Origin of the sequence: Tsuneonella flava, from assembly GCF_002870965.1 — a bacterium.
GTDB lineage: Bacteria > Pseudomonadota > Alphaproteobacteria > Sphingomonadales > Sphingomonadaceae > Tsuneonella > Tsuneonella flava.
The window spans coordinates 495,982-515,414 of record NZ_PHSO01000004.1 but is presented as its reverse complement, the minus strand read 5'-3'; the positions used below and the strand labels follow the sequence as shown (position 1 = coordinate 515,414).

Below are 19,433 nucleotides of genomic sequence, written 5' to 3'. Positions count from 1 at the left end.
GCGATATCAGTTGGTTGCGGCGGTGGCCGCCGGGGCGGGGGTGTTGTCGTTCGCGCCTGCTGTCGGTGCGGCGGTTGCCGAACCGTTCGGCGTCATGTCGAGCGTCGGCGCGACTTCGGCACCCGGCGTCACCGCTTCATAGGGCACCATCGGTTTCGCGCCGTGAATGATTTTGGCGCCGATGATATCCGGGAAGGTGCGGATCGTGGTGTTATAGTCGCGCACCGCTTCGTTATAGTCGCGGATAGCGATGCGAATGCGGTTTTCCTGCCCTTCGAGCTGGCTTTGCAGCATCTGGTAGTTGGCAATCGACTTGAGATCGGGATAGCGCTCAAAATTGGCGAGCAGGCGGCCCAACCCGGCGCCGAGCTGTTCCTGCGCCTGCTGGAATTGCGCCATCTTCGCCGGATCGTTCAGATCGTCTGCACTCAGCTGAATGCTGGTCGCTTTCGCGCGGGCTTCCACCACACCGGTCAGGATCGCTTTCTCCTGCTCCGCTGCGCCCTTGGCCACTTCGGCCAGATTGGGCACGAGGTTGGCGCGTTCCTGGAATGCGGCCTGGACATCGGCCCACTTGGCCTTGGCAGCTTCTTCCTTAGTCGGAACCGAGTTGATCCCGCACGCGGCAAGACCGATCGAGGCCAGCGCGACAAGCGCGTAGCGGCCGAAAGAACGGATATTCATTTGTCGAACATACTCCTCTGGTCGCACGCACTTTGCGCGCGCAATCTGTATTGCTAACATAGCACACCGACGGGGTGTTTCAAGGAACTCCCTGTCGCTTTCCCGGTTCGGAGAAAGAGCCTTTTAATGGAGACATTTGGATGAACCTGTTTGGCGAATTCCGCAAATTCATCGCCCGTGGCAACGTGCTGGACCTTGCAGTTGGCGTGGTGATCGGTGCTGCTTTCGGTAAAATCACGACTTCGCTGACCGAAGCGATTCTGATGCCGAGTATCGGCTGGTTGTTTGGAAGTGTGGACTTCAGCAACTGGTTTATCCGCCTTGGACCGATTCCGGCCTCTTACGAAGGATCGCCGGATAATTATGAGAGGTTGCAGCAAGCCGGGGTGGCGATGATCGGATATGGTGATTTCCTGACGCAAGTGGTGAATTTTTTGATCCTTGCCTTCGCATTGTTTCTGTTGGTGAAAGCGGTGAACCGAGTTCTCGATGCAATCGAGGAGGAGAAGAAAAACGTCACCGACACTTCGAAAAGCGATGCATTGCCAACCGATCCGCAACTGGATGTGCTGCGCGATATCCGCGCGGAATTGCAGGCCATGCGTGACGCACCCTCCCGGTCAGCGTAAACCGAAGCGGTGGCATGGTTGATGGTCGCGCGCTGGAACCGACTGAGCCTGAATGGGAAAGGCACTTGGCAGTGCGGCATCGCGCTGCCAGAACGCCGAAATTGCATCATAGGTTAAATAGGGGGCGTCGTGCTTTCGGAATTCAAGGAGTTCATTGCCAAGGGCAATGTCATGCAACTGGCCGTGGCGGTTATTATCGGGGCGGCGTTCGGCAAGATCGTGACATCGATGACCGACGATCTGATCATGCCGCTGATCGGTGCGCTGGTAGGCGACGTCGATTTTTCGAACAAATATGTGGTACTTTCCGGCGATGTTGCGCCCGGCACTTCGCTGGCGGCGGCGCGTGAGGCCGGTGCCAATGTACTGGCCTGGGGCAACTTTATTTCGATGGCGATCAACTTCGTGATCCTGGCTTTCGTCATCTTCCTGCTGGTGCGGTACACCAACAAGGTGATGGCGCGGTTCGAAAAGCAGGCCGAAGAAGCCGCTCCGGCGGGCCCGACCGAAGTGGAATTGCTGGCGGAAATTCGCGACGCACTGAAAAAGTGATCGCAAGTCACTGATCCTACGGAATTTATCCGTAGTCACTTCACATTAAGCCGGCATTCCCTATATCGGGGGTGCCGGTTTTTGCTGGCTATGGCGATAAATTGCGGTGTGCAATAGGCACAGCGGACCCGGGGGCAGTACCCGGCGGCTCCACCACCGCTCCCCAGTTGGGGGCACGATGATGGGGCCGAACTAGGATCGACGTGTGTTGAAAGGCATCGTTTTCGCTCGGGCTGAGTAACCCGTTCAAGGCTCAAAACTCATAAGTGCCAACGATAACGAAGCACTTGCTCTCGCTGCGTAACCTGATGGCCTAACGGCCTGATCTTACAAAGCTTAGAGCACGGTTCGGACCGAACCGGGTAACAGAATCGGAAACCGGGGGCCCGGGGGAGCCTAGCAACACAATCCCCCACTTTCCCTTTTTGTGTGCTGCCTGATTCAGGCCTTGGTGCGGAGGGTTTGATTCACACGAAGGCACTAAGTGGTCTTTGGGCGAGTGTGGATGTCGCGCCACGGTTGCTGTCCAACACCCCCGCGCTTGCGCGGAATATTATCATGATTCTGCGCGGGCGGATAAGTCACTACCAGACCATTCAGGCATCAACATCTTAGTGCCTTCGTGTCTTCGTGTGAACAAAAACACCGAACCCAAAAACTACTCCCCAGCTGAAGCCTTGCGCTCCTGCTCCATCCGCAAACAATCGAAAATTTTGGCCCCAGCCAGAAACACCGATCCGGTAGCAGCGAGGAACAGCAGCTTTCCCCCATAGCCGGGAAACTGGTGCACATAGGCCATGCCTCGCTCGCATGCCCCCAGCGCCAGCGCGTAAATGATCAGGCACGCTTCGAAGCGTGTCTTGATCACAAACAGGCGGCGGAGCTTGCGAAACATACCTTCCCCGAAATGCTTAACGCGACCTGGAGCAAATCCCGTGCCAATGGCTAATTGCCGCGGGTTACGACGGTTAACGAGTTCCGCACTGTAAGGAGTGCCGACAGGCGGTCCAGTGCGTTAACCAAGTTCTGCGAGGCCGAGTGTTTCGAGAAGGGACAGTCGTGCGGCGATAACATCTTGAGCGAGCGATTCGCCGCCGACATCGACAGGATCGATCTGTTCGGGCCAATGCGCCGCTATCGCGCTTTCGATAAGATCGGCCTTCGCCTCGTTCAGCATGAACCGGGGATCGACCGTTGCCGGATCGGCCACGACGCGCAGGCGCAGGCAGGCGGGGCCGCCGCCGTTGGCCATTGACTGGCGGACATCGACCGGCAGCACGCGGCGGATCGGGCCATTGCTGGCCAGCATGCTATTCAGCCATGAACTGACCGCGGCATTATCGGTGCATTCGGTCGGCACGACCAGAGCCATTTCGCCGGTGGGCAAAGTCAGCAGTTGCGCGTTGAACAGGTATGTCGCGATCGCTTCGTTCAGCGACACCGCATCGGCGGGCACTTCAACCACTTCCAGCGCGGGAAACTTCGTTCGAATCGCATCGTATGCGCCCTGCTGATCTGCGAAAGCTTCGGCATGAGTGAACAGCACGCGTTCGTTCGCGACAGCGACGACATCGTTATGAAACGCGCCCGCCGCAATGGCCTTGGGCGCTTGTTCGATAAACACCGTGCGTTCCGGGTCCAGTCCATGCAGGCGAGCGACTGCGCGACTGGCCTGTTCGTGCTGTCGCGCGGGAAATGCGCCGCCTGTCCGGCCATAAACGAACACTTCGACTCCGGCGGCATCGTGCCCTTCGCACAGCCGCATGTGATTGGCTGCGCCTTCATCGCCAAAAGTCGGCGGTACGGGGCCGTGCAGCGCGAAGTGCTGGCGGTCGGCAAATGCCAGCGCCAGTTGCCGCGCGGTATCGGGCCATTCTTGCGCCCGGTGCGGCATCGTCACCAGATTGGCCGGAGTCAGATGGCATCGTCCATCCGCCGTATCGCCAGCGGGCGAGACAGTGGCGGCATTGGCGGTCCACATCGAACTGGCCGACCATGCCTGAGCCGTCAGCACCGGATCGGTCGTGCTGTCGGCACCCAACGCCGCAAGATAGCCTGCATTGGGGCGCGGCAACGGCAGTAGAAATCCCTGCGCCAGCCCCAGCGCCATATTGTGCCGCATCTTCGCTATCCCTTGCAGCGCAGCTGCACGCGGATAGCTGGCATCGCCCGCATGGCGAGTGGCGGCAAGGTTGCCGAGGCTCAGGCCAGCGTAGTTGTGACTTGGCCCGACAATCCCATCGAAATTGATTTCTACAGGTTTCATCGCGCCACGCTCCACACTGTATCGCCTTCGCTTACGTCGAGCAGATCGGCCGCCTGTGCGTCGATCCGCAGATTGCCGTCGTCGTCGAATGCGCGGATGCCGTAACAACTACGGAATTCCTGCAGGCGACCCGATGCGAGGATCGCCTTCTCGCCTTTGTCGAGATCGAACCCGGTCACTTTCGCTGCCTTCGCATCCCTGATCGATACGACATCGTCGGTCTGCGCGGTCATCGTGGGGCCACCGTCGAAAATGTCTACGTAGCCTGCGGCGCGGAAACCTTCGTTTTCAAGCATCCGCATGGCGGCCCGTCCGGTGGGGTGGGGCACGCCGATGGCGGTGCGCGCATCGTCGTCCAGCATCGCGATATAGACCGGGTGCTTGGGCATCAGGTCGGCGATGAACTGATTGCCGTGAATCGCGTTGAAATAATCCGCATCCTGAAAACTCATGCCGAAGAACCGGCCCGCGACACCATCCCAGAACGGGCTGCCGCCGCGTTCGTCGATAATCCCGCGCAGTTCGGCCAGAATGCGATCGGCAAAGCGCGCCCGGTGCATGGCAATGAACAGATAGCGGCTGCGCGCCAGCAACAGGCCAAGCCCACCTGCGCGTTCCCCCGGATGGAGGAACAGGCCGCCGACTTCGCTGGCCCCTTCCAGATCGGTGACGAGGCTGAGCATTTCGGCCCGCACCGTGCGGTCCAGCTCTTTCGAGTGCTGAGTCAGGGTGGTCAGGCGATAGGAATAGAACGGCCAGCGCTGGCCAACCTGCGTCATCAACTGGCACGTGCCGCGGACCGCGCCAGTCTCACCATTTTCCAGCACCAGCACGAACTGTTCGTCGCGCAAGTCGTCTTCCGGGCGGGCAAAGGCATCGGCGGCGCGTTCGAGCTTGGTGGTCAACGCATTGCGGTCGGGCGGCAAGTTGGTGAAACCGCCGCCGGTCAGCTTGGCCATTTCATACAGCGGTTCGAGATCGGCGGGGCGCGCGGCGCGCAGGAGGAAGCTCACAGCGTATCTCCACTGGAAAGACGTGACAGGACGAACGCGGACAGCGCCGCACGTTCGGATAGGGATGGGACGATCATAAATTCGTCCGGCGAATGGATCTTGCCGCCGCGCACGCCCATCGTATCGACCACGGGAACGCCGGTGGCGGCGATATTGTTGCCGTCGCACACCCCGCCGCTGGCTTGCCAGTCGATATGCTGGCCCAGCACGGCACCGCAGTCGCGCACAAGATCGAACAGCTTTTGCGCCCGTGCACCGACGGGTTTGGGCGGGCGGGTGATGCCGCCGTGGACAGATATGTCCACTTCCTGCGACTGGCGCACTTCGCCCAGCAGGGCGTTCATTTCGGCCACGAAGCGTTCGGCGGCATCGGGCGCCTTGGGGCGGATGTTGAACCGCAGGATCGCGTGATCGGGCACGACGTTGTTGGCCGCACCGCCTTCGATCTTGGCCGGGTTCACGCTGATATCGCTGCGCTGCAATTCCTTCAGACGCACCGCCAGCGTCGCGGCGGCGACAATCGCGTTGCGCCCGTCGAGCGGATTGCGGCCGGCATGGGCCGACTTCCCCGTAACGGTGAGCGAATAATTGCCGCTGCCCCCGCGTGCATGGGCAAGCGTGCCATCGGGCAGAGCACTCGGCTCGTAAGTCAGCGCGGCATATTTGCCCTGTGCCAGCGTTTCGATCAGCGCAGAGGAGGAAAGCGATCCGGTCTCTTCATCCGAATTGACCAGCACATCGTAGCCCACCTGCGCGGCCTCGGGCAGAGTCTCGAACGCGGTCAGCGCATGGAGGATCACCGAAAGGCCGCCCTTCATATCGGCAAGACCGGGGCCGTTCAGCGTTTCGCTGTCGATCCATGTCTGCCCCTGAAACGGATGGTCGGCCGGAAATACGGTGTCCATGTGTCCGGTGAACAGGAATCTGCGCGGCGCATCGGGGCGTACCCGCAGCACCATATGCTGACCATGCGCCTTCTCGAATTCGCGCCCGTCGGCGGCGATGGCAGTCACTGGCGCAGGATCGACCAGTTCGACAGCACCGGGCAGCGCGGAGAACGCATCGGCCAGCATTGCAGCTTGTGTCGCCAAACCGTCGAGGTTGGCGGTGCCGGTGTTCACTGCGGCCCATCCCTGCACTTGCGCCAGCATCGCTGGCTGATCGATCCGCTCGGCGAGTGTTTCGGCAAGTTGTTTCATCGGCAACTTCTCTAGAGGGATAGGCTTGGCTGTCTACCCCAGCGTGCCAAGTGTACGGGCCAGCACAACAAACTCGTCGACCGAAAGAGTTTCGGCGCGGCGCTGCGGATCGATTCCCACGATATCCAGCGCATCGAGCGCGTGTGGCACGCCTTTCAGGCTCTGCCGCAGCATCTTGCGCCGCTGGCCGAAGGCGGCTTCGGTCACACGCTCCAGCAATCGGGCCGATACGCCTTCGGGCTGAGCCTTTGGCGTTACGTGGACGATCGCGCTCATCACTTTGGGGGGAGGGGTGAAGGCACTGCGATGGACCTTCATCGCCAGCTTCGCATCCGACCGCCACTGCGCGAGCACCGCCAGCCTGCCATATGCGCCGGTGCCGGGCTGGGCGACAATGCGCTGAGCCACTTCGAGCTGGAACATCAGCGTCAGCGAAGTCCACTGCGGTGGCCATTGTTCGCCGCTCAGCCAGCGGACGAACAGCGCGGTACCCACGTTATAAGGCAGGTTGGCAATCACAGCATAAGGCGCGCCCATCGTCTGCGCGTGATCGATCTTCATCGCGTCGCCTTCGATCACGGAAAGCTGGCCGGGGAATGCTGTGCTCAGTTCCTCCAGCGCGGGCAGGCAGCGGCGATCCATTTCGATGGCGGTGACTTTGCCCCCGGCGCGCAAGATGGCGCGGGTTAGCCCGCCGGGACCGGGGCCGACCTCCAGCACGGGGTGGCCTGCCAGATCGCCGGGAATCGCGGCGATCCGGTCAAGCAGTTGTTCGTCGAGCAGGAAGTTCTGCCCCAGCGCTTTGCTCGCGCTCAGGCCGTGGCGATTGATGACGTCGCGAATGGGGGGCAGGGGCGGGTTCACCCGGCTTTCTTAGGCGCGATTGCAGGCGATGCGAAGCCGCCGAAGGGAATTTTCAGGGGGTGAAGGGAATGGAGTGGGAGCGGGGGTGTCTTATTACTGACCATGTTGAAGCCGATGCGGGAGCGCTCACATACCATTTCGCCATTGCCAGTGCAGCGAAGCAATCGATGGTGCGAGGCTCCGCCCATCGCATCGGCTGTGAGGGAGGTGGGGTACGGTCCATGGATTGCCACGTCGCCTGTGGCTCCTTGCAATGACGAGGTGATGCGGGCGGTTGAGTGATGGCCGCCCGCCAATCGGACGCTTCTATTGTGCCGTCGCCCCGGACTTGATCAGGGGTCCAGCTTCCACCTGCACCGCGCTGAAAGAATAGCGGGACCCCGGATCAGGTCCAGGGCGACGGTGTGGGGTGGTCGCGCTTCTCCCCGCTCGTCATTGCGAACGCAGTGAAGCAATCCATGACCTGACGTTTCCGCCCATCGCACCGGTTGTGGTTGAGGTGAAGTATGGTTCATGGATTGCCACGTCGCCTCTGGCTTCCTCGCAATGACGAAGGAAGAGACGGGCGGGCGTGGCTGTGCGCCTCAGCCATGTATTATGAGGCGAACTTCGCTTCTACTTTATAAATTTGCCCGTCGCGCGGCGCATTCGCCGGCCATGCGGATCGCCGCAATGGTGGCGCCGGGATCGGCCTTGCCGGTGCCCGCGATGGCGAATGCGGTGCCGTGATCGGGGCTGGTGCGGATAATCGGCAGGCCGAGTGTCACATTGACCCCGGCATCGAAATCCAGCGCTTTGATTGGGATCAGCGCCTGATCGTGATACATGCACAAGGCAACGTCATAATCGCCACGCGCATGCGGCGCAAACAGCGCGTCGGCAGGGTGCGGGCCAGTCACAGCGAACCCTTCCGCCACCAGCGCAGCAATCGCGGGGACAATCACATCGCTGTCTTCATGGCCCATGCGCCCCTGTTCCCCAGCGTGGGGATTGAGCGCGGCAATCGCTATGCGCGGGTTGGCAAGGCCGAAATCGCGCTGCAACGCGGCTGCGGCGATCCGGGCGCGGCGCCGGATCAGATCGCCGGTAATGAGCGCGGGCACTTGTGACAGAGCGACGTGCACCGTGAGCGGGATAGTCCGCAATTGTGGACCGGCCAGCATCATCACCGCGTCATCCGCCACCACGCCGCTTGCTGCAGCGACGAATTCGGTCTGCCCCGGATAGTCGAAACCGACTTCGGCCAGCAGAGCCTTCGCAATGGGGCCGGTCACGATGGCGGCCGCGTCGCCCGAAACGGTCAGTTCCGCGGCAGTGCGGAGAGATGCAAGCGCCAGTCGCGCGCCGTCCCGGTCGGGTTTGCCGGGGGTCCACGCTGCATCGATCTCTCCCAGCACGGGCAGGGCATAGGGAAATATATCCGCAGCCTGCGTCGGGCTATCGATCCGCTCTATCGGGACATCCAGCCCGCGAGCCGCAGCGGCGCTGGCCAGCAGACTGGCGCCGCCCACAGCGAAGAACGGCGGCAGGGCAGCGGCATTGCGCTGCGCCCAGCTGGCAACGATCAGTTCCGGCCCAATACCAGCCGGATCCCCCAGCGACAGGGCGAGGGGGGGGGGCATCGCGATCAGTTGTAAACGATGTAGGCGTCGTTACGCAGGTCGCGCAGGTAACGCTGAGCACGCTTGTCGATGCGTTCGTTTTCGAGCTGGCTCATCACCTGATCGAACGACGGTGCATCGCCGGTCTGCGGATCGTCACGCCCGCACAGCATCAGCACACGCACGCCTTCTTCCACCGAACCAAACGGCGGAGTGGACTGCCCGATTTGCAGGTTCAGCATGATTTGCTGCAATTGTTCCGGCAAGGCGCGCACACGGATGTTGTCGTTGCTGACGATATCGGCACCGATTTTGGCGGCACTGGCTTCGGCATCGCCGCAACCCTTGATCGCCTGAACCTGTTGAGTGAAAGCTTCCAGCCGCTTGGTCGCGTCGGCCTTGCTGGTCCCCTTGGGGAAATTGAGCGAAATCTGCTTGAGGCTGAGCGTCGCGTCGCGCGGGTCGGCCGAAAGGATCGCCTTCTTGTCGATCAGGTAAAGGATCGAATAGCCGCCAGAGTTGGCAATCGGACCAATCACCTGCCCCGGTTGCATTTCACGCGCCGCAGCCGCCAGTTCGGCGGGCAGGGTTTCGAGACGGACAAAGCCAAGGTCGCCGCCAACTGCGGCGGTCGATGCCTCCGAAAACTGGCGTGCATAGGCGACGAAGCTGCCGCCCGAACGCAGTTGCTCGATGATTTTACGCATGTTCGCTTCAACTTGCGCCTGCGTTGTCGGAGTGGCTGCCATGTAAATTTCGCCGAGGCGATACTCTTCCGTCCCGCGCGAAGCATTCAGGCGCGCGAGCATTTCGTTCACTTCTTCGCTCGACACGTTGACGAACGGCGACACATTGCGACGCAGCAGCTGCTGCCACGCCATTTCGCCCAGGATCTGGCGCTTCAACGAAGCGGGAGATGAACCGATCGATTCCAGATGTGCGTCAAGCGCTGAGGGCGATTGCCCAAAATTCTGTTGAGCGACGCGTTTGTACGTTTCATCGACCTGAGCGGCGCTGACTTCGATTTCCTGCGCCTTGGCCGCCTGAATTTCCAGTGTTTCGTCGATCAGGTTCCGCAGGACTTGTGCCCGCAGGCGCTGCATTTCTTCCTCGGAAATCTTGCCCTTGTTCGCTGCGACTACGAGAGCGACACGCTGGTCCACGTCGGTGCCGGTGATAACCTGTCCATTGACCACGGCGGTCGGTTTACGTTCGTTCGGGTTGCTGTTCCCCAGCAGCGATATGTTTGCCGGCAAGTCGAGCCCGCTCGCATCGTTGTTCGCTTCGTCCATCGCCTGCGCCTGCTGTGCAGTCGCGGTGATGGGGGCGGCGATCATGCCGAACGCGGCGATGCCGCAAATCAGTTTGGAAACAGTCTTTTCGATCACGCGTAAAGTCCGATTGCAGCGCCGGTTTCCGGCTACTTTGTAATGAAGTGCCAATGTAGCCGGGTGGCTTAACCCAAGCTGAGTGTCGCGGATAGCGGTTTTGCCCCGTGCTGCCAACGCCTGCGGAACGGCCAATCCCCGTATTCGCAAAAGGGAATCAGCGGAAACCGAGGCCTCTGAGAGCAAAATAGAGCTGGAACGTGTTACCGCGCCGTGCATCGCCGGTGTCCACATAGTCTCGCCGCCAGGTCAGCCCGAGTTCGAGGCATTCGTCTTCGTAAGCCACGCCCAGCCGGGTGCGAACCGGGTCGAATCCGCTGGATGTCAGTGTCGGGTCTTCCTCCCGATCAGTCAGGTTGAACACACCCGAACCGAATACCGACCAGTATCGGGCGAATGCGATACGCGTTGCCGCGCGTAGTTCCTCGCGATCACGTAAATCTTCTATCGTGCTGGAAATATCGCGGTTGAGCCGGAGATAGCCCACCTCGAGATAGGTCTTGCTCGACCCTACTGTTGCATCCAGTTCGTTGCGACGTACAGCGAGATCATCTTTGTCCAGCCGGAACCGGTGGGTCAGCTTGACGAAATCCTTGTAGCGCACTTCAGTCCGGCCAACGAAGTCCGAAACCTGTTCGGACAAACCCGTCCCATCGGGCACGATCGTTCGTTGATTGGACAGGCGGTAGGACTGGCCCACAGTGCTGCGGATGCGCCAGTCGGGGAACTGAAGATCGTAGTCGACGCCATAGGTCATACGCGCACCGTCTTCCACGCGATCATAACCGGGGAAACGGTTGAGCGCGAACAGGTTCGAATCTTCCAGATCGACCGCGCGCGCGTCTTCATTTGGCACCGCGAGGTTGCGGATGGGTGGGCTGGCGACGAATTGCAACCGTGGCGTAATCACTTGTGTGCCGCCGAATGCACGGCCTGCAAACGGCCACTGAATGTCAAGTGCGGCCAGAGCCACCCCACGTGTTTCCCATCCCGGATTGCCACGATAGAGCGCTGTGTCGGTCAGTTGATTGTCCGTTGAATGGTAGACGTCGCCGCGCACCAGTCCGGTCAGAGTGACGAGTTGGCCCATGCCGGTAACACGCCGCAAATCCCATCGTGCACCGGCAAAGGCGCGCTGCGTGTTCTGCCCGGCGTCGCGCATCAGGGCCAGCGAGTTACCCCGAATCTCTATCTTGCCGCCCAGCAAGGGGTCGTCGATCCGCTTGCGCCAATCGATCAGCGGCAGCGCAACGGGAACCTGACCCTGGTCTGCATTCAGCCGCAGGGATTGGGTGGCATAGCCAGCCAGTTGGAAAAAACTGGTTGCGCCCGTTCGCTCCAGCTTGACGAGCGAACGCAGGCGATCATCGTAACTGATATCGTATCGACGCAGGAAGGTGCGGTCGCTTGCTCTGCGAATTGAATAATCGAGGCTCCAGTTCGGATCGAACTGAAAACGGCCATTGGTGAACAGATATCCGCGCACGTCGCGCTCTGTGTCACCGGTCGTCGCGTTGGTGCTGCGGCGGCTGGTCGTGAGATAGCCGGTTATCTGATACGCGCCGATATCGGTCAGATGCCGCCAGCTACCGGAAATCATCGGCGGTGCATCTGTGAATAGGTCTGCCTTTGCCTCCAGATCCTTGTTATCGGCCAATCGGGCATAGTATTTACCACTGACCTGAACCCCGTTGTTTTCCGAAAACTGAATTTCGGGGATCAGGAAGCCGGATACCGCACTGCCGTCGGTACGCACGCTGAGGCCTGGCATCGGCAGCAGGCGCATGCCGAACAGTTCGAGGTATGCCCCCTTGAACCGGACATCGCTGGTCTTCGGATCATAGAGCACTTTTTCCGAAGTGATCCGCCAGCTGGGCTTTTTCGGGCAGCCATCGGCGTTTTCGACGGGGCATCCGGTGTATGCAGCCTTGTCGAGCTCAACCGTACCGTCGGCCATTCGTTCGCCGTGAACTGCCGCCAGACGGCCCCCTTCGCGCAGCGCGAGCAGGACATCTTCCATCGATCCGGCTTCGAACGTGTCGGTCAGTTCCAGCTTGTCGGTGTAAAGCTGGTTGCCGTTTTCATCGACCAGACGCACATTGCCGTTGGCGACGATCAGCCCGGTCTTACGGTTCCATTTAACCGTGTCGGCGCGGACCGATCGCTGTTCGCTGCGGAGCACGACATTGCCGGTGGCGGTCGCGCTTTCACCGTTCGAATCGTAAGCGACTTCGCCCGCTTCGAACTGTACCACCCGCTCCGCACCGGTAAGCGGGGCAGTGGTGGGCGGAGGCGTGGTTTTCGCCGCCGATTCGAGGACTTCGGTTGTTTCTCCGGTCGTGTCCTGCGCGCTGGCCGGTGCAGCAAACAAAGCGATAACGAGCGCGGATGCGCTGGCAAATCGGTAGGGCAAGCGAGGCGCCGCAGCTTGCACAAATGCTGTCGGGATGGGGGGCATCCCTTGCCTATCGCATCGTCGCGGCCTAATCGCAATCGCCATCAGCGTGCCAGCCGGGCTTTCCCTCTGCTGGCCCCAAATAACGATTACTTTTCGGAGCTTTCATGCAGATCGAATTCGCCCCCTCGCTTCCTGACGATGCACGGCTCGTCGCTCGTATCATCGATCAGGGTGATGACCTTGCTAGTCTTGAACCGATGATCGCACAGGGCGCATCGGTCGCCCGGTTCAAGGGGAGTGCGGGGCAGATATTCGAAGTGTTCGCCGACAGGAAGGGGCACGTCGTGCGCGTCGCGCTTGCCGGTGCGGGCAAGGCCGACGATGCCGAACGTCTTGCAAATTGTGAGAAGGCAGGGGCCGCTCTGGCCGCCAAATATCTGCGTTCGGGGGCTGAATCGATTGCGATCGAACTGACCGACCTGACAGCGGAAGAAGCGGCTTCGGTGCTGCTGGGTTTCCGCCTGCGTTCCTGGCGCTACGATATCTATCGCACCAGGCTGAAAGACGATCAGAAGGCGACGCTCGATTCCGTTGTCGTCGTTGGCGCGGCCGATGGCGCTAAGGAAGCATGGGAAGACGCCGCTGCGGTGGCGAAGGGCGTGGAGCTGGCGCGCGAACTTGTGACCGAGCCCGCCAATATTCTCTACCCGGAAAGCTATGTTGCGCGTTGCACCGAACGCTTTGCCGATACCGGGGCGGAACTGATCGTGCTCGACGAAGCGACGATGAAGGATCTTGGCATGGGGGCACTGCTTGGCGTGGGGCAGGGCTCGATCCGCGAATCGCGGGTGCTTGCCATCAAATGGATGGGCGGCAACCCCGACGATGCGCCAATCGCATTTGTCGGCAAAGGGGTGACGTTCGATACCGGCGGTATCTCGCTCAAGCCCGGGCCGGGTATGGAAGATATGAAGTGGGACATGGGCGGATCGGCCGCAGTGGTTGGCGCAATGATGACGCTGGTCACACGCAAGGCGCCTGTGAACGTGGTAGGCGTCATCGGGCTGGTCGAAAACATGCCCGATGGCAATGCTCAGCGTCCGGGCGATGTCGTCACGACGATGTCCGGCCAGACGGTGGAAGTGCTCAACACCGATGCCGAAGGGCGGCTGGTACTGGCCGATGCGCTGACCTGGACGCAAAAGCAGTTCAAACCTTCGAAGATCGTCGATCTCGCTACGCTGACTGGTGCGATGATGATTGCGCTGGGCACCGAACATGGCGGCTGCTTCTCCAACTCCGACGAACTGGCCGAGCAACTCCTTGGTGCGGGTAAGGCGACCGGCGACAAGCTGTGGCGCTTCCCGCTGGCACCTGCTTACGACAAGCTGCTGGACAGCCCGATTGCCGATATGAAGAACATCGGCTCGCGGTTCGCCGGTTCGATCACCGCCGCGCAGTTCCTGCAACGCTATATCGAAAACGACACCCCTTGGGCGCATCTCGACATTGCGGGCATGGTCTGGTCCGACAAACCTGGTCATAGCTGGGACAAGGGCGCAACAGGCTTCGGCGTGCGCTTGCTCGACCGGTTTGTGAAAGCCACTGCAGAGAGCTGATGCAACTCGATTTCTGGCAGCTTTCGCGCGACCCTGTCGAACGCGTTGTGGCATTGATCGCCGCGCGTACCCGGCAGGCGGGCGAACGGCTGCTGGTGGTCGACAGCGATGCCGAACAACGGGTGGGGCTGGGCCGGGCGATGTGGGAAGGCGATCCGCAGGCTTTCCTTGCCAATGGTGAAGCCAGTGCCCCCCATGCCGCGCGCCAGCCGATCCTGCTCTCCGCCGACTGCGCGGCCGCCAACGATGCCCGCTATTGCGTGATCGCCGATGGCGACTGGCGGGCGGAGGCGGAGGGGTTTGCGCGCGTGTTTCTGCTGTTTGGCGAGGCGGGCATTCAGGCGGCGCGCGCGACATGGCGCCAGTTTGACGGTCGCGACGATGTGACACGCAGCTATTACGCGCAGGAAAACGGGAAATGGGCGAAGAAAGCGTGACACTTGCGCCGCGTGCAACCCGGCGCTAGGGGCGCGCGCAACAACCCCACTTCCACTCCAAAAATGTTCGCAAGGAACCCAGACAATGGCGGTTACCCGTACCTTTTCGATTATCAAGCCCGACGCCACCCGCCGCAACCTGACCGGCGCGGTCACCAAAATGCTCGAGGAAGCCGGCCTGCGCGTCGTCGCGTCCAAGCGCATTCAGATGACCAAGGAACAGGCAGAAGGCTTCTATGCCGTTCACAAGGAACGCCCTTTCTTCGGTGAACTGGTCGATTTCATGATCAGCGGCCCGGTCGTGGTACAGGTGCTGGAAGGCGAAGATGCCGTAAAGCGCAATCGCGACGTGATGGGCGCAACCAATCCTGCCGACGCCGCCGAAGGCACGATTCGCAAGGCGTTTGCCGAAAGCATCGAAGCGAATTCGGTCCACGGTTCGGACAGCGACGAGAACGCGAAAATCGAAATCGCATTCTTCTTCGACGAGTCTGAAATCGTCGGCTGATTTTTTGCAGGCCGGTTCGATCCGGTTTAACCTGTGACAATATCAATTCCCCTGAAAGGGGGTTAGAACGGGGGAATGCGCCGCTTGCGCCTTCTCCCGTTTTTCGAGCGAAAGCCCTCGAAAGTCGCGCTGACGCGTGCGTTTGTCGACGCGCTCAACGCACGCGACTTCGCTGCGATGGAACGTATGCTCACGCCGACGATGACCTATCGCGACACAGCCAATTATCCGATCGGCCCGCGCGAACGCTATCTGGAAGCGCTGCGGCGGATATTTGAAATCGTGCCGGATATGAAAATCGTGTTCGATTCCGTCACGCCCAAGGGTAGTGATGTCCTCTGCCGCGGACGGATCGTATCCGACGATCCCGCCGAATGCGTGGAAGGGCTTTGGAAAGTGACGTTTCACGGCGATCAGCTTTGCAAGATACACTCCTATCGCGAAGGTAATGCCCGCCCGCTTCGCCGGGTGCTGGAGCACTAGGATCGGGATCCATTATTGGCACCGTTGAGGCGTCCAAATGGCTCCCATCTCAGCCCAAACCGCATAGCCATCCCGGTGAGCAGTCTGGCCCGATCACCGCCACCTATCGCGGGCGCAATTCCAGCAGGCGGCCGCCTGCCTTGTCCTCCAGCAGCCAGATCGCGCCGTCCGGTCCCTGCACGACCTCGCGGATACGCTTGTCGAAGGGGTAGCGGGCGACTTCCTTCGCGGTGTCGCCTTCGGTCTGTACGACTACCAGCCCGGCAGGCTTCATCGCCGCGATCACGGCGGCCCCTTTCCATTGCGGGAACAGCTCGCCGGAATAGAAGATGAAATCGCCCGGCGCGATCACCGGGTTCCAGCTTATTGCCGGGGCAGCGAAGTCGGGGCGGGTGTCGTGGCGCGGGATCGGTGTGCCGTTGTAATGATCGCCGTTCGACACCACGGGCCAGCCATAGTTCTTGCCTGCGACCACCCGGTTCAGCTCGTCGCCGCCTGCCGGGCCGTGTTCCAGATCCCACAACTGTCCGCTGGCATCGAATTGCAGACCAAGGATATTGCGATGGCCCAGAGACCATATCTCTGGCCGGGCGACGTTGTTTTCCGCCAGCGGATTGCCCGCCGCCGGTGTCCCGTCGAGGTTGAGGTGGACGATCTTGCCCAGATCGCTCTGCAGGTCTTGCGCCGGTTCGCCTTTCTGCCGTTCGCCGCTGGCGACGAACATCGTCTGGCCATCGGGGGCTATCGCGATGCGGTGCGAATAATGGCCGCGCCCGGTGACTTTGGGTTCCTGCCGCCAGATCACCTTCAGCCCGTCAATACGGCAGCTTTCCGGTTTGTCGCAGGTCAGCGTTCCCTTGCCCAGCGCCGCGCCGCGGGTATCGCCGGGGCCTGCTTCAGCCCACGTCAGATAGATCGTTCGCTGGCCGACGGTGGCGGCGGATTCACCGGGTAAAAAGGCGACATCGCCCAGGCCGCCCTGACCGCCATAATCGACTTTGGGCAGACCGCTGACTGTGCCTTGCTTGCCGGAGGCGACATCGATGAATTTCATCGTCCCCGGTTTCTCCGTCACGAACAGAACGCTGGTGCCGGGGGCGAATGCCGCGGCCCACGGTTCGTCGAAACTGCCATGTTCGGTCACTGCAAACGGGCGTTCGGCACTATCGCTGGCGTCATTGGTGGCGCTGTCCCCCACGGTCTGCGCGTTGCAACTTGCGAGCGGCAGAGCGGCAGTGAATAGGAAAGCGGCAAGGAATTTGGTCATGGTCATACTGTCAGGAACTCCCCATCCCGATTTCGGGTCCGCATCTCTGGTCGCCGGGGTGGACGAGGCCGGGCGCGGACCCCTGGCCGGGCCAGTGGTAGCAGCCGCTGTCGTCCTGTGCGAGCCATGTCCCCAAGGGATCGGCGATTCCAAGAAACTGAGCGCGAAGGCCCGCGCGCGGCTCGATCCGGTGGTGCGCGAAAGTTGCGCGTGGGGGGTGGGCATCGTCTCCCCGGAAGAGATCGACCGGATCAATATCTTCGCTGCGACGATGCTGGCGATGACGCTGGCCACTTCGCGACTGGCAGAGGCGCTGGGCCGCGATCCGGGCGAAGTGCTGATCGATGGCAACAAGACCCCGGTGGGGCGGCAGGCCGAATGGCGCTGGCCCGCACGCGCGATTGTCGGGGGCGACGGGCTGGAGCCCGCCATTGGCGCGGCCAGCATTATCGCGAAGGAATGGCGCGACCGCCTTATGCTGGATGCCGCCCGGCAATACCCGCAATATGGCTGGGAACGGAACAAGGGATACGGCACCAAAGATCACATCGCGGCGCTGCGCGAACACGGTCCGTGTCCACTGCATCGCCGCAGTTTCGCCCCGGTCGCACAAATGACGCTGATTTGAGTCTTCGCCGCCACACCCCACTATGTCGAGTCTGCAGATTCCACTGTGACTCAATATCTTGTGGCGGGCACCTTATGTTCCGCCTCAACTGATTCCAACCGATTCGATGGTTCGCAAACCTTTCGCTTGACGCGGAGTCCCGAAGGACTCACCCTGTGGATAACTCTGACGGGGGAATGATTACGATGGGGGTCATCGAGACCACGAAAGTCCGCGCGCGGCGCGTTGCGGAAATTGAAAACGATGTGCGTGAATTGCCGGTGGGCCAGATACTGGCCGGCGATTGCGTGGAGGCGATGCGGCGTCTGCCGACCGCCAGCGTCGATCTGGTATTTGCCGATCCGCCGTACAATCTCCAGCTCGGCGGCGATCTGAACCGGCCCGATGGCAGCCAGGTCGATGCCGTGACCGACGACTGGGACCGGTTCGACAGTTTCAAGACTTATGACGATTTCACCCGCGCCTGGCTGACCGAAGCGAAGCGCGTGCTGAAACCCGATGGCGCGCTGTGGGTGATCGGCAGTTATCACAACATCTACCGCGTCGGCGCGATCCTGCAGGATCTGGGGTTCTGGATTCTCAACGACATCGTCTGGCGCAAGACCAACCCGATGCCCAATTTCAAAGGCACCCGGTTCACTAACGCGCACGAAACCCTGCTGTGGGCCAGCATGGGCGAAAAGGCGAAGTACCACTTCAATTATCGCGCCATGAAGACGCTCAACGACGAGCTGCAGATGCGGAGCGACTGGGTGCTGCCGATTTGCAGCGGCAACGAACGGCTGAAGCACGACGGGCACAAGGCGCACCCGACGCAGAAACCGGAATCGCTGCTCTACCGCGTGCTGCTGTCCACTACGGAGAAGGGCGATGTCGTGCTCGATCCGTTCTTCGGCACCGGCACCACCGGTGCTGTGGCCAAGCGGCTGGGCCGCCAATGGATCGGCTGCGAGCGCGAGAGTTTCTATCGCGGCGTTGCCCGCGAACGCATCGCCAAGGAACTGCCGCTGGACGAAAGCGCGCTGGCGACGATGCAGAGCCGCAAGTCCGCGCCCAAGGTTGCGTTCGGCGCATTGGTGGAAGCCGGGCTGATCCCGCCCGGAACGGCGGTGTTCGACAAGAAACGCCGCTGGACCGCCACGGTGCGCGCCGATGGCTCGCTGGCATTTGAAAAGCAGGTCGGCTCGATCCACGGCCTCGGCAAAGACCTGCAAGGCGCGCCAAGCTGCAACGGCTGGACTTTCTGGCACATGGAACAGAGCGGCGAAGTAAAACCGATCGATGCGGCAAGGCAGCTTTACCTGCTGAGCGTGGAAGACTGAGGCTGAGGGGGCGGACTGTTCCGTCACCCCGCTCGCCTTTTTCGCTCCATCCGATTAACACACCCGTCACCCCGGCCATCGAGCCGGGGTCCAGCTTCCACCTGCACTGCGCTGGAAGAACAGCGGGGCCCCGGATCAGGTCCGGGGCGACGGGGTGGGGCAGTCACACGTCTCCCCTCGTCATTACGAATGCAGTGAAGCAATCCAAGATGTGATGGTTCCGCCCTCGCATTGGTTGTTATGGGAGGCGAGGTTCGGTTCATGGGTCGCCACGTCGCCTTTCGCTCCTCGGTATGACGAGGTGGGGCGGTGGGTCATGGTAGCCCGCCAATCAGCCGCTTCCATTATGCCGTCACCCCGGCCATCGAGCCGGGGTCCAGCTTCCCCCCGCCTGCGCTGGAAGAATAGCGGGATCCGGATCAAGTCCGGGCGACGGTGTGGGGCGGCCAGATCAGCGCAGGCGCCGCGCGTGGGTGATAGACGATGCCTCCCGCCCTCTCTCCATCTTTCCTACATCCCCCACTAGCCATAGATCGGGGGAATGCACCGCAATCGCCCTTTTCATCCCCATCGCA

Annotated in this window: 18 protein-coding genes and 1 other RNA gene; 9 read left to right on the top strand and 10 right to left on the bottom strand. The window is 61.4% G+C overall.

Features of this window, described 5'->3' with window-relative positions; translation table 11 throughout:
* Nucleotides 1–6: 6 nt before the first annotated feature.
* Nucleotides 7–684 carry a LemA family protein gene (locus CV013_RS06090; protein WP_102154346.1) on the bottom strand — a complete coding sequence of 226 codons (678 nt, stop codon included), beginning with the start codon at nucleotides 682–684 and terminating at the stop codon, nucleotides 7–9.
* A gap of 140 nt (nucleotides 685–824) precedes the next feature.
* On the opposite strand from CV013_RS06090, the gene mscL (CV013_RS06085) reads away from it, so the two are divergent.
* The 3 genes from mscL (CV013_RS06085) (at nucleotide 825) to ssrA (ending at nucleotide 2,245) form a co-directional block, all read left to right on the top strand.
* Nucleotides 825–1,313 carry a large conductance mechanosensitive channel protein MscL gene (gene mscL, locus CV013_RS06085; protein ID WP_102154345.1) on the top strand — a complete coding sequence of 163 codons (489 nt, stop codon included), beginning with the start codon at nucleotides 825–827 and terminating at the stop codon, nucleotides 1,311–1,313.
* A 129-nt stretch (nucleotides 1,314–1,442) separates the two neighbouring features.
* A complete protein-coding gene (mscL, locus tag CV013_RS06080; protein ID WP_102154344.1) occupies nucleotides 1,443–1,865 on the top strand; it encodes a large conductance mechanosensitive channel protein MscL in 423 nt (140 codons plus the stop codon).
* Between the two features lie 35 nt (nucleotides 1,866–1,900).
* Nucleotides 1,901–2,245, top strand: a transfer-messenger RNA (tmRNA) gene (gene ssrA / locus CV013_RS06075).
* A gap of 278 nt (nucleotides 2,246–2,523) precedes the next feature.
* Here ssrA and CV013_RS06070 read toward each other — a convergent pair.
* The 8 genes from CV013_RS06070 to CV013_RS06035 all read right to left on the bottom strand — a co-directional run bounded on the left by CV013_RS06070 (nucleotide 2,524) and on the right by CV013_RS06035 (nucleotide 12,654).
* Complete coding sequence (locus CV013_RS06070; RefSeq protein WP_102154343.1) at nucleotides 2,524–2,760, bottom strand: hypothetical protein; 237 nt, start codon at nucleotides 2,758–2,760, stop codon at nucleotides 2,524–2,526.
* Nucleotides 2,761–2,880: 120 nt separating this feature from the next.
* The gene (locus CV013_RS06065; protein WP_102154572.1) at nucleotides 2,881–4,131 is read right to left on the bottom strand and encodes an N-succinylarginine dihydrolase; all 1,251 of its coding nucleotides are present in this window, start codon (nucleotides 4,129–4,131) and stop codon (nucleotides 2,881–2,883) included.
* Nucleotides 4,128–5,144, bottom strand: coding sequence for an arginine N-succinyltransferase (locus tag CV013_RS06060; protein ID WP_102154342.1), 1,017 nt, complete (start codon nucleotides 5,142–5,144; stop codon nucleotides 4,128–4,130). Before CV013_RS06060 ends, CV013_RS06065 begins: the two co-directional genes overlap by 4 nt.
* Entirely contained in the window at nucleotides 5,141–6,343 is a 1,203-nt protein-coding gene (locus tag CV013_RS06055) for a hydrolase (RefSeq protein ID WP_102154341.1), read from the bottom strand. The genes CV013_RS06060 and CV013_RS06055 overlap by 4 nt, the downstream gene beginning before the upstream one ends.
* A 33-nt stretch (nucleotides 6,344–6,376) precedes the next feature.
* On the bottom strand, nucleotides 6,377–7,207 hold the full coding sequence (gene rsmA / locus CV013_RS06050; protein WP_102154340.1) for a 16S rRNA (adenine(1518)-N(6)/adenine(1519)-N(6))-dimethyltransferase RsmA: 831 nt from the start codon (nucleotides 7,205–7,207) through the stop codon (nucleotides 6,377–6,379).
* 620 nt (nucleotides 7,208–7,827) lie between these two features.
* Nucleotides 7,828–8,829, bottom strand: a complete 1,002-nt coding sequence (gene pdxA / locus CV013_RS06045) for a 4-hydroxythreonine-4-phosphate dehydrogenase PdxA (protein WP_190276516.1) — start codon at nucleotides 8,827–8,829, stop codon at nucleotides 7,828–7,830.
* 5 nt (nucleotides 8,830–8,834) lie between these two features.
* Nucleotides 8,835–10,145: a peptidylprolyl isomerase gene (locus tag CV013_RS06040; RefSeq protein ID WP_102154571.1), complete on the bottom strand. Its 1,311-nt coding sequence runs from the start codon at nucleotides 10,143–10,145 to the stop codon at nucleotides 8,835–8,837.
* Nucleotides 10,146–10,353: 208 nt separating this feature from the next.
* On the bottom strand, nucleotides 10,354–12,654 hold the full coding sequence (locus tag CV013_RS06035; protein ID WP_102154338.1) for an LPS-assembly protein LptD: 2,301 nt from the start codon (nucleotides 12,652–12,654) through the stop codon (nucleotides 10,354–10,356).
* A gap of 104 nt (nucleotides 12,655–12,758) precedes the next feature.
* Here CV013_RS06035 and CV013_RS06030 point away from each other — a divergent pair, with 104 nt between their 5' ends.
* From CV013_RS06030 to CV013_RS06015, 4 genes are all read left to right on the top strand, one after another.
* Nucleotides 12,759–14,213: a leucyl aminopeptidase gene (locus tag CV013_RS06030; RefSeq protein ID WP_102154337.1), complete on the top strand. Its 1,455-nt coding sequence runs from the start codon at nucleotides 12,759–12,761 to the stop codon at nucleotides 14,211–14,213.
* A complete protein-coding gene (locus CV013_RS06025; RefSeq protein ID WP_102154336.1) occupies nucleotides 14,213–14,650 on the top strand; it encodes a DNA polymerase III subunit chi in 438 nt (145 codons plus the stop codon). The genes CV013_RS06030 and CV013_RS06025 overlap by 1 nt, the downstream gene beginning before the upstream one ends.
* 85 nt (nucleotides 14,651–14,735) lie before the next feature.
* Nucleotides 14,736–15,158, top strand: a complete 423-nt coding sequence (gene ndk, locus CV013_RS06020; RefSeq protein WP_102154335.1) for a nucleoside-diphosphate kinase — start codon at nucleotides 14,736–14,738, stop codon at nucleotides 15,156–15,158.
* Between the two features lie 75 nt (nucleotides 15,159–15,233).
* The gene (locus CV013_RS06015) at nucleotides 15,234–15,641 is read left to right on the top strand and encodes a nuclear transport factor 2 family protein (RefSeq protein ID WP_102154334.1); all 408 of its coding nucleotides are present in this window, start codon (nucleotides 15,234–15,236) and stop codon (nucleotides 15,639–15,641) included.
* 103 nt (nucleotides 15,642–15,744) lie between these two features.
* Here the strand turns inward: CV013_RS06015 and CV013_RS06010 are convergent, their stop codons facing one another.
* Nucleotides 15,745–16,914 carry a PQQ-dependent sugar dehydrogenase gene (locus CV013_RS06010; protein ID WP_102154333.1) on the bottom strand — a complete coding sequence of 390 codons (1,170 nt, stop codon included), beginning with the start codon at nucleotides 16,912–16,914 and terminating at the stop codon, nucleotides 15,745–15,747.
* Here CV013_RS06010 and CV013_RS06005 point away from each other — a divergent pair.
* On the top strand, nucleotides 16,907–17,536 hold the full coding sequence (locus tag CV013_RS06005; RefSeq protein ID WP_102154332.1) for a ribonuclease HII: 630 nt from the start codon (nucleotides 16,907–16,909) through the stop codon (nucleotides 17,534–17,536). The genes CV013_RS06010 and CV013_RS06005 overlap by 8 nt on opposite strands.
* Before the next feature lie 185 nt (nucleotides 17,537–17,721).
* Complete coding sequence (locus CV013_RS06000) at nucleotides 17,722–18,858, top strand: site-specific DNA-methyltransferase (RefSeq protein ID WP_102154331.1); 1,137 nt, start codon at nucleotides 17,722–17,724, stop codon at nucleotides 18,856–18,858.
* Nucleotides 18,859–19,433: the final 575 nt, after the last annotated feature.

Bases quoted from the DNA above. Each gene is read 5' to 3' on its own strand.
- CV013_RS06090 (WP_102154346.1), bottom strand. From the start codon at position 684: ATGAATATCCGTTCTTTCGGCCGCTACGCGCTTGTCGCGCTGGCCTCG.
- mscL (WP_102154345.1), top strand. From the start codon at position 825: ATGAACCTGTTTGGCGAATTCCGCAAATTCATCGCCCGTGGCAACGTG.
- CV013_RS06070 (WP_102154343.1), bottom strand. From the start codon at position 2,760: ATGTTTCGCAAGCTCCGCCGCCTGTTTGTGATCAAGACACGCTTCGAA.
- CV013_RS06065 (WP_102154572.1), bottom strand. From the start codon at position 4,131: ATGAAACCTGTAGAAATCAATTTCGATGGGATTGTCGGGCCAAGTCAC.
- CV013_RS06055 (WP_102154341.1), bottom strand. From the start codon at position 6,343: ATGAAACAACTTGCCGAAACACTCGCCGAGCGGATCGATCAGCCAGCG.
- pdxA (WP_190276516.1), bottom strand. From the start codon at position 8,829: ATGCCCCCCCCCCTCGCCCTGTCGCTGGGGGATCCGGCTGGTATTGGG.
- CV013_RS06040 (WP_102154571.1), bottom strand. From the start codon at position 10,145: ATGATCGCCGCCCCCATCACCGCGACTGCACAGCAGGCGCAGGCGATG.
- CV013_RS06035 (WP_102154338.1), bottom strand. From the start codon at position 12,654: ATGCCCCCCATCCCGACAGCATTTGTGCAAGCTGCGGCGCCTCGCTTG.
- CV013_RS06030 (WP_102154337.1), top strand. From the start codon at position 12,759: ATGCAGATCGAATTCGCCCCCTCGCTTCCTGACGATGCACGGCTCGTC.
- CV013_RS06025 (WP_102154336.1), top strand. From the start codon at position 14,213: ATGCAACTCGATTTCTGGCAGCTTTCGCGCGACCCTGTCGAACGCGTT.
- ndk (WP_102154335.1), top strand. From the start codon at position 14,736: ATGGCGGTTACCCGTACCTTTTCGATTATCAAGCCCGACGCCACCCGC.
- CV013_RS06015 (WP_102154334.1), top strand. From the start codon at position 15,234: ATGCGCCGCTTGCGCCTTCTCCCGTTTTTCGAGCGAAAGCCCTCGAAA.
- CV013_RS06005 (WP_102154332.1), top strand. From the start codon at position 16,907: ATGGTCATACTGTCAGGAACTCCCCATCCCGATTTCGGGTCCGCATCT.
- CV013_RS06010 (WP_102154333.1), bottom strand. From the start codon at position 16,914: ATGACCATGACCAAATTCCTTGCCGCTTTCCTATTCACTGCCGCTCTG.
- CV013_RS06000 (WP_102154331.1), top strand. From the start codon at position 17,722: ATGGGGGTCATCGAGACCACGAAAGTCCGCGCGCGGCGCGTTGCGGAA.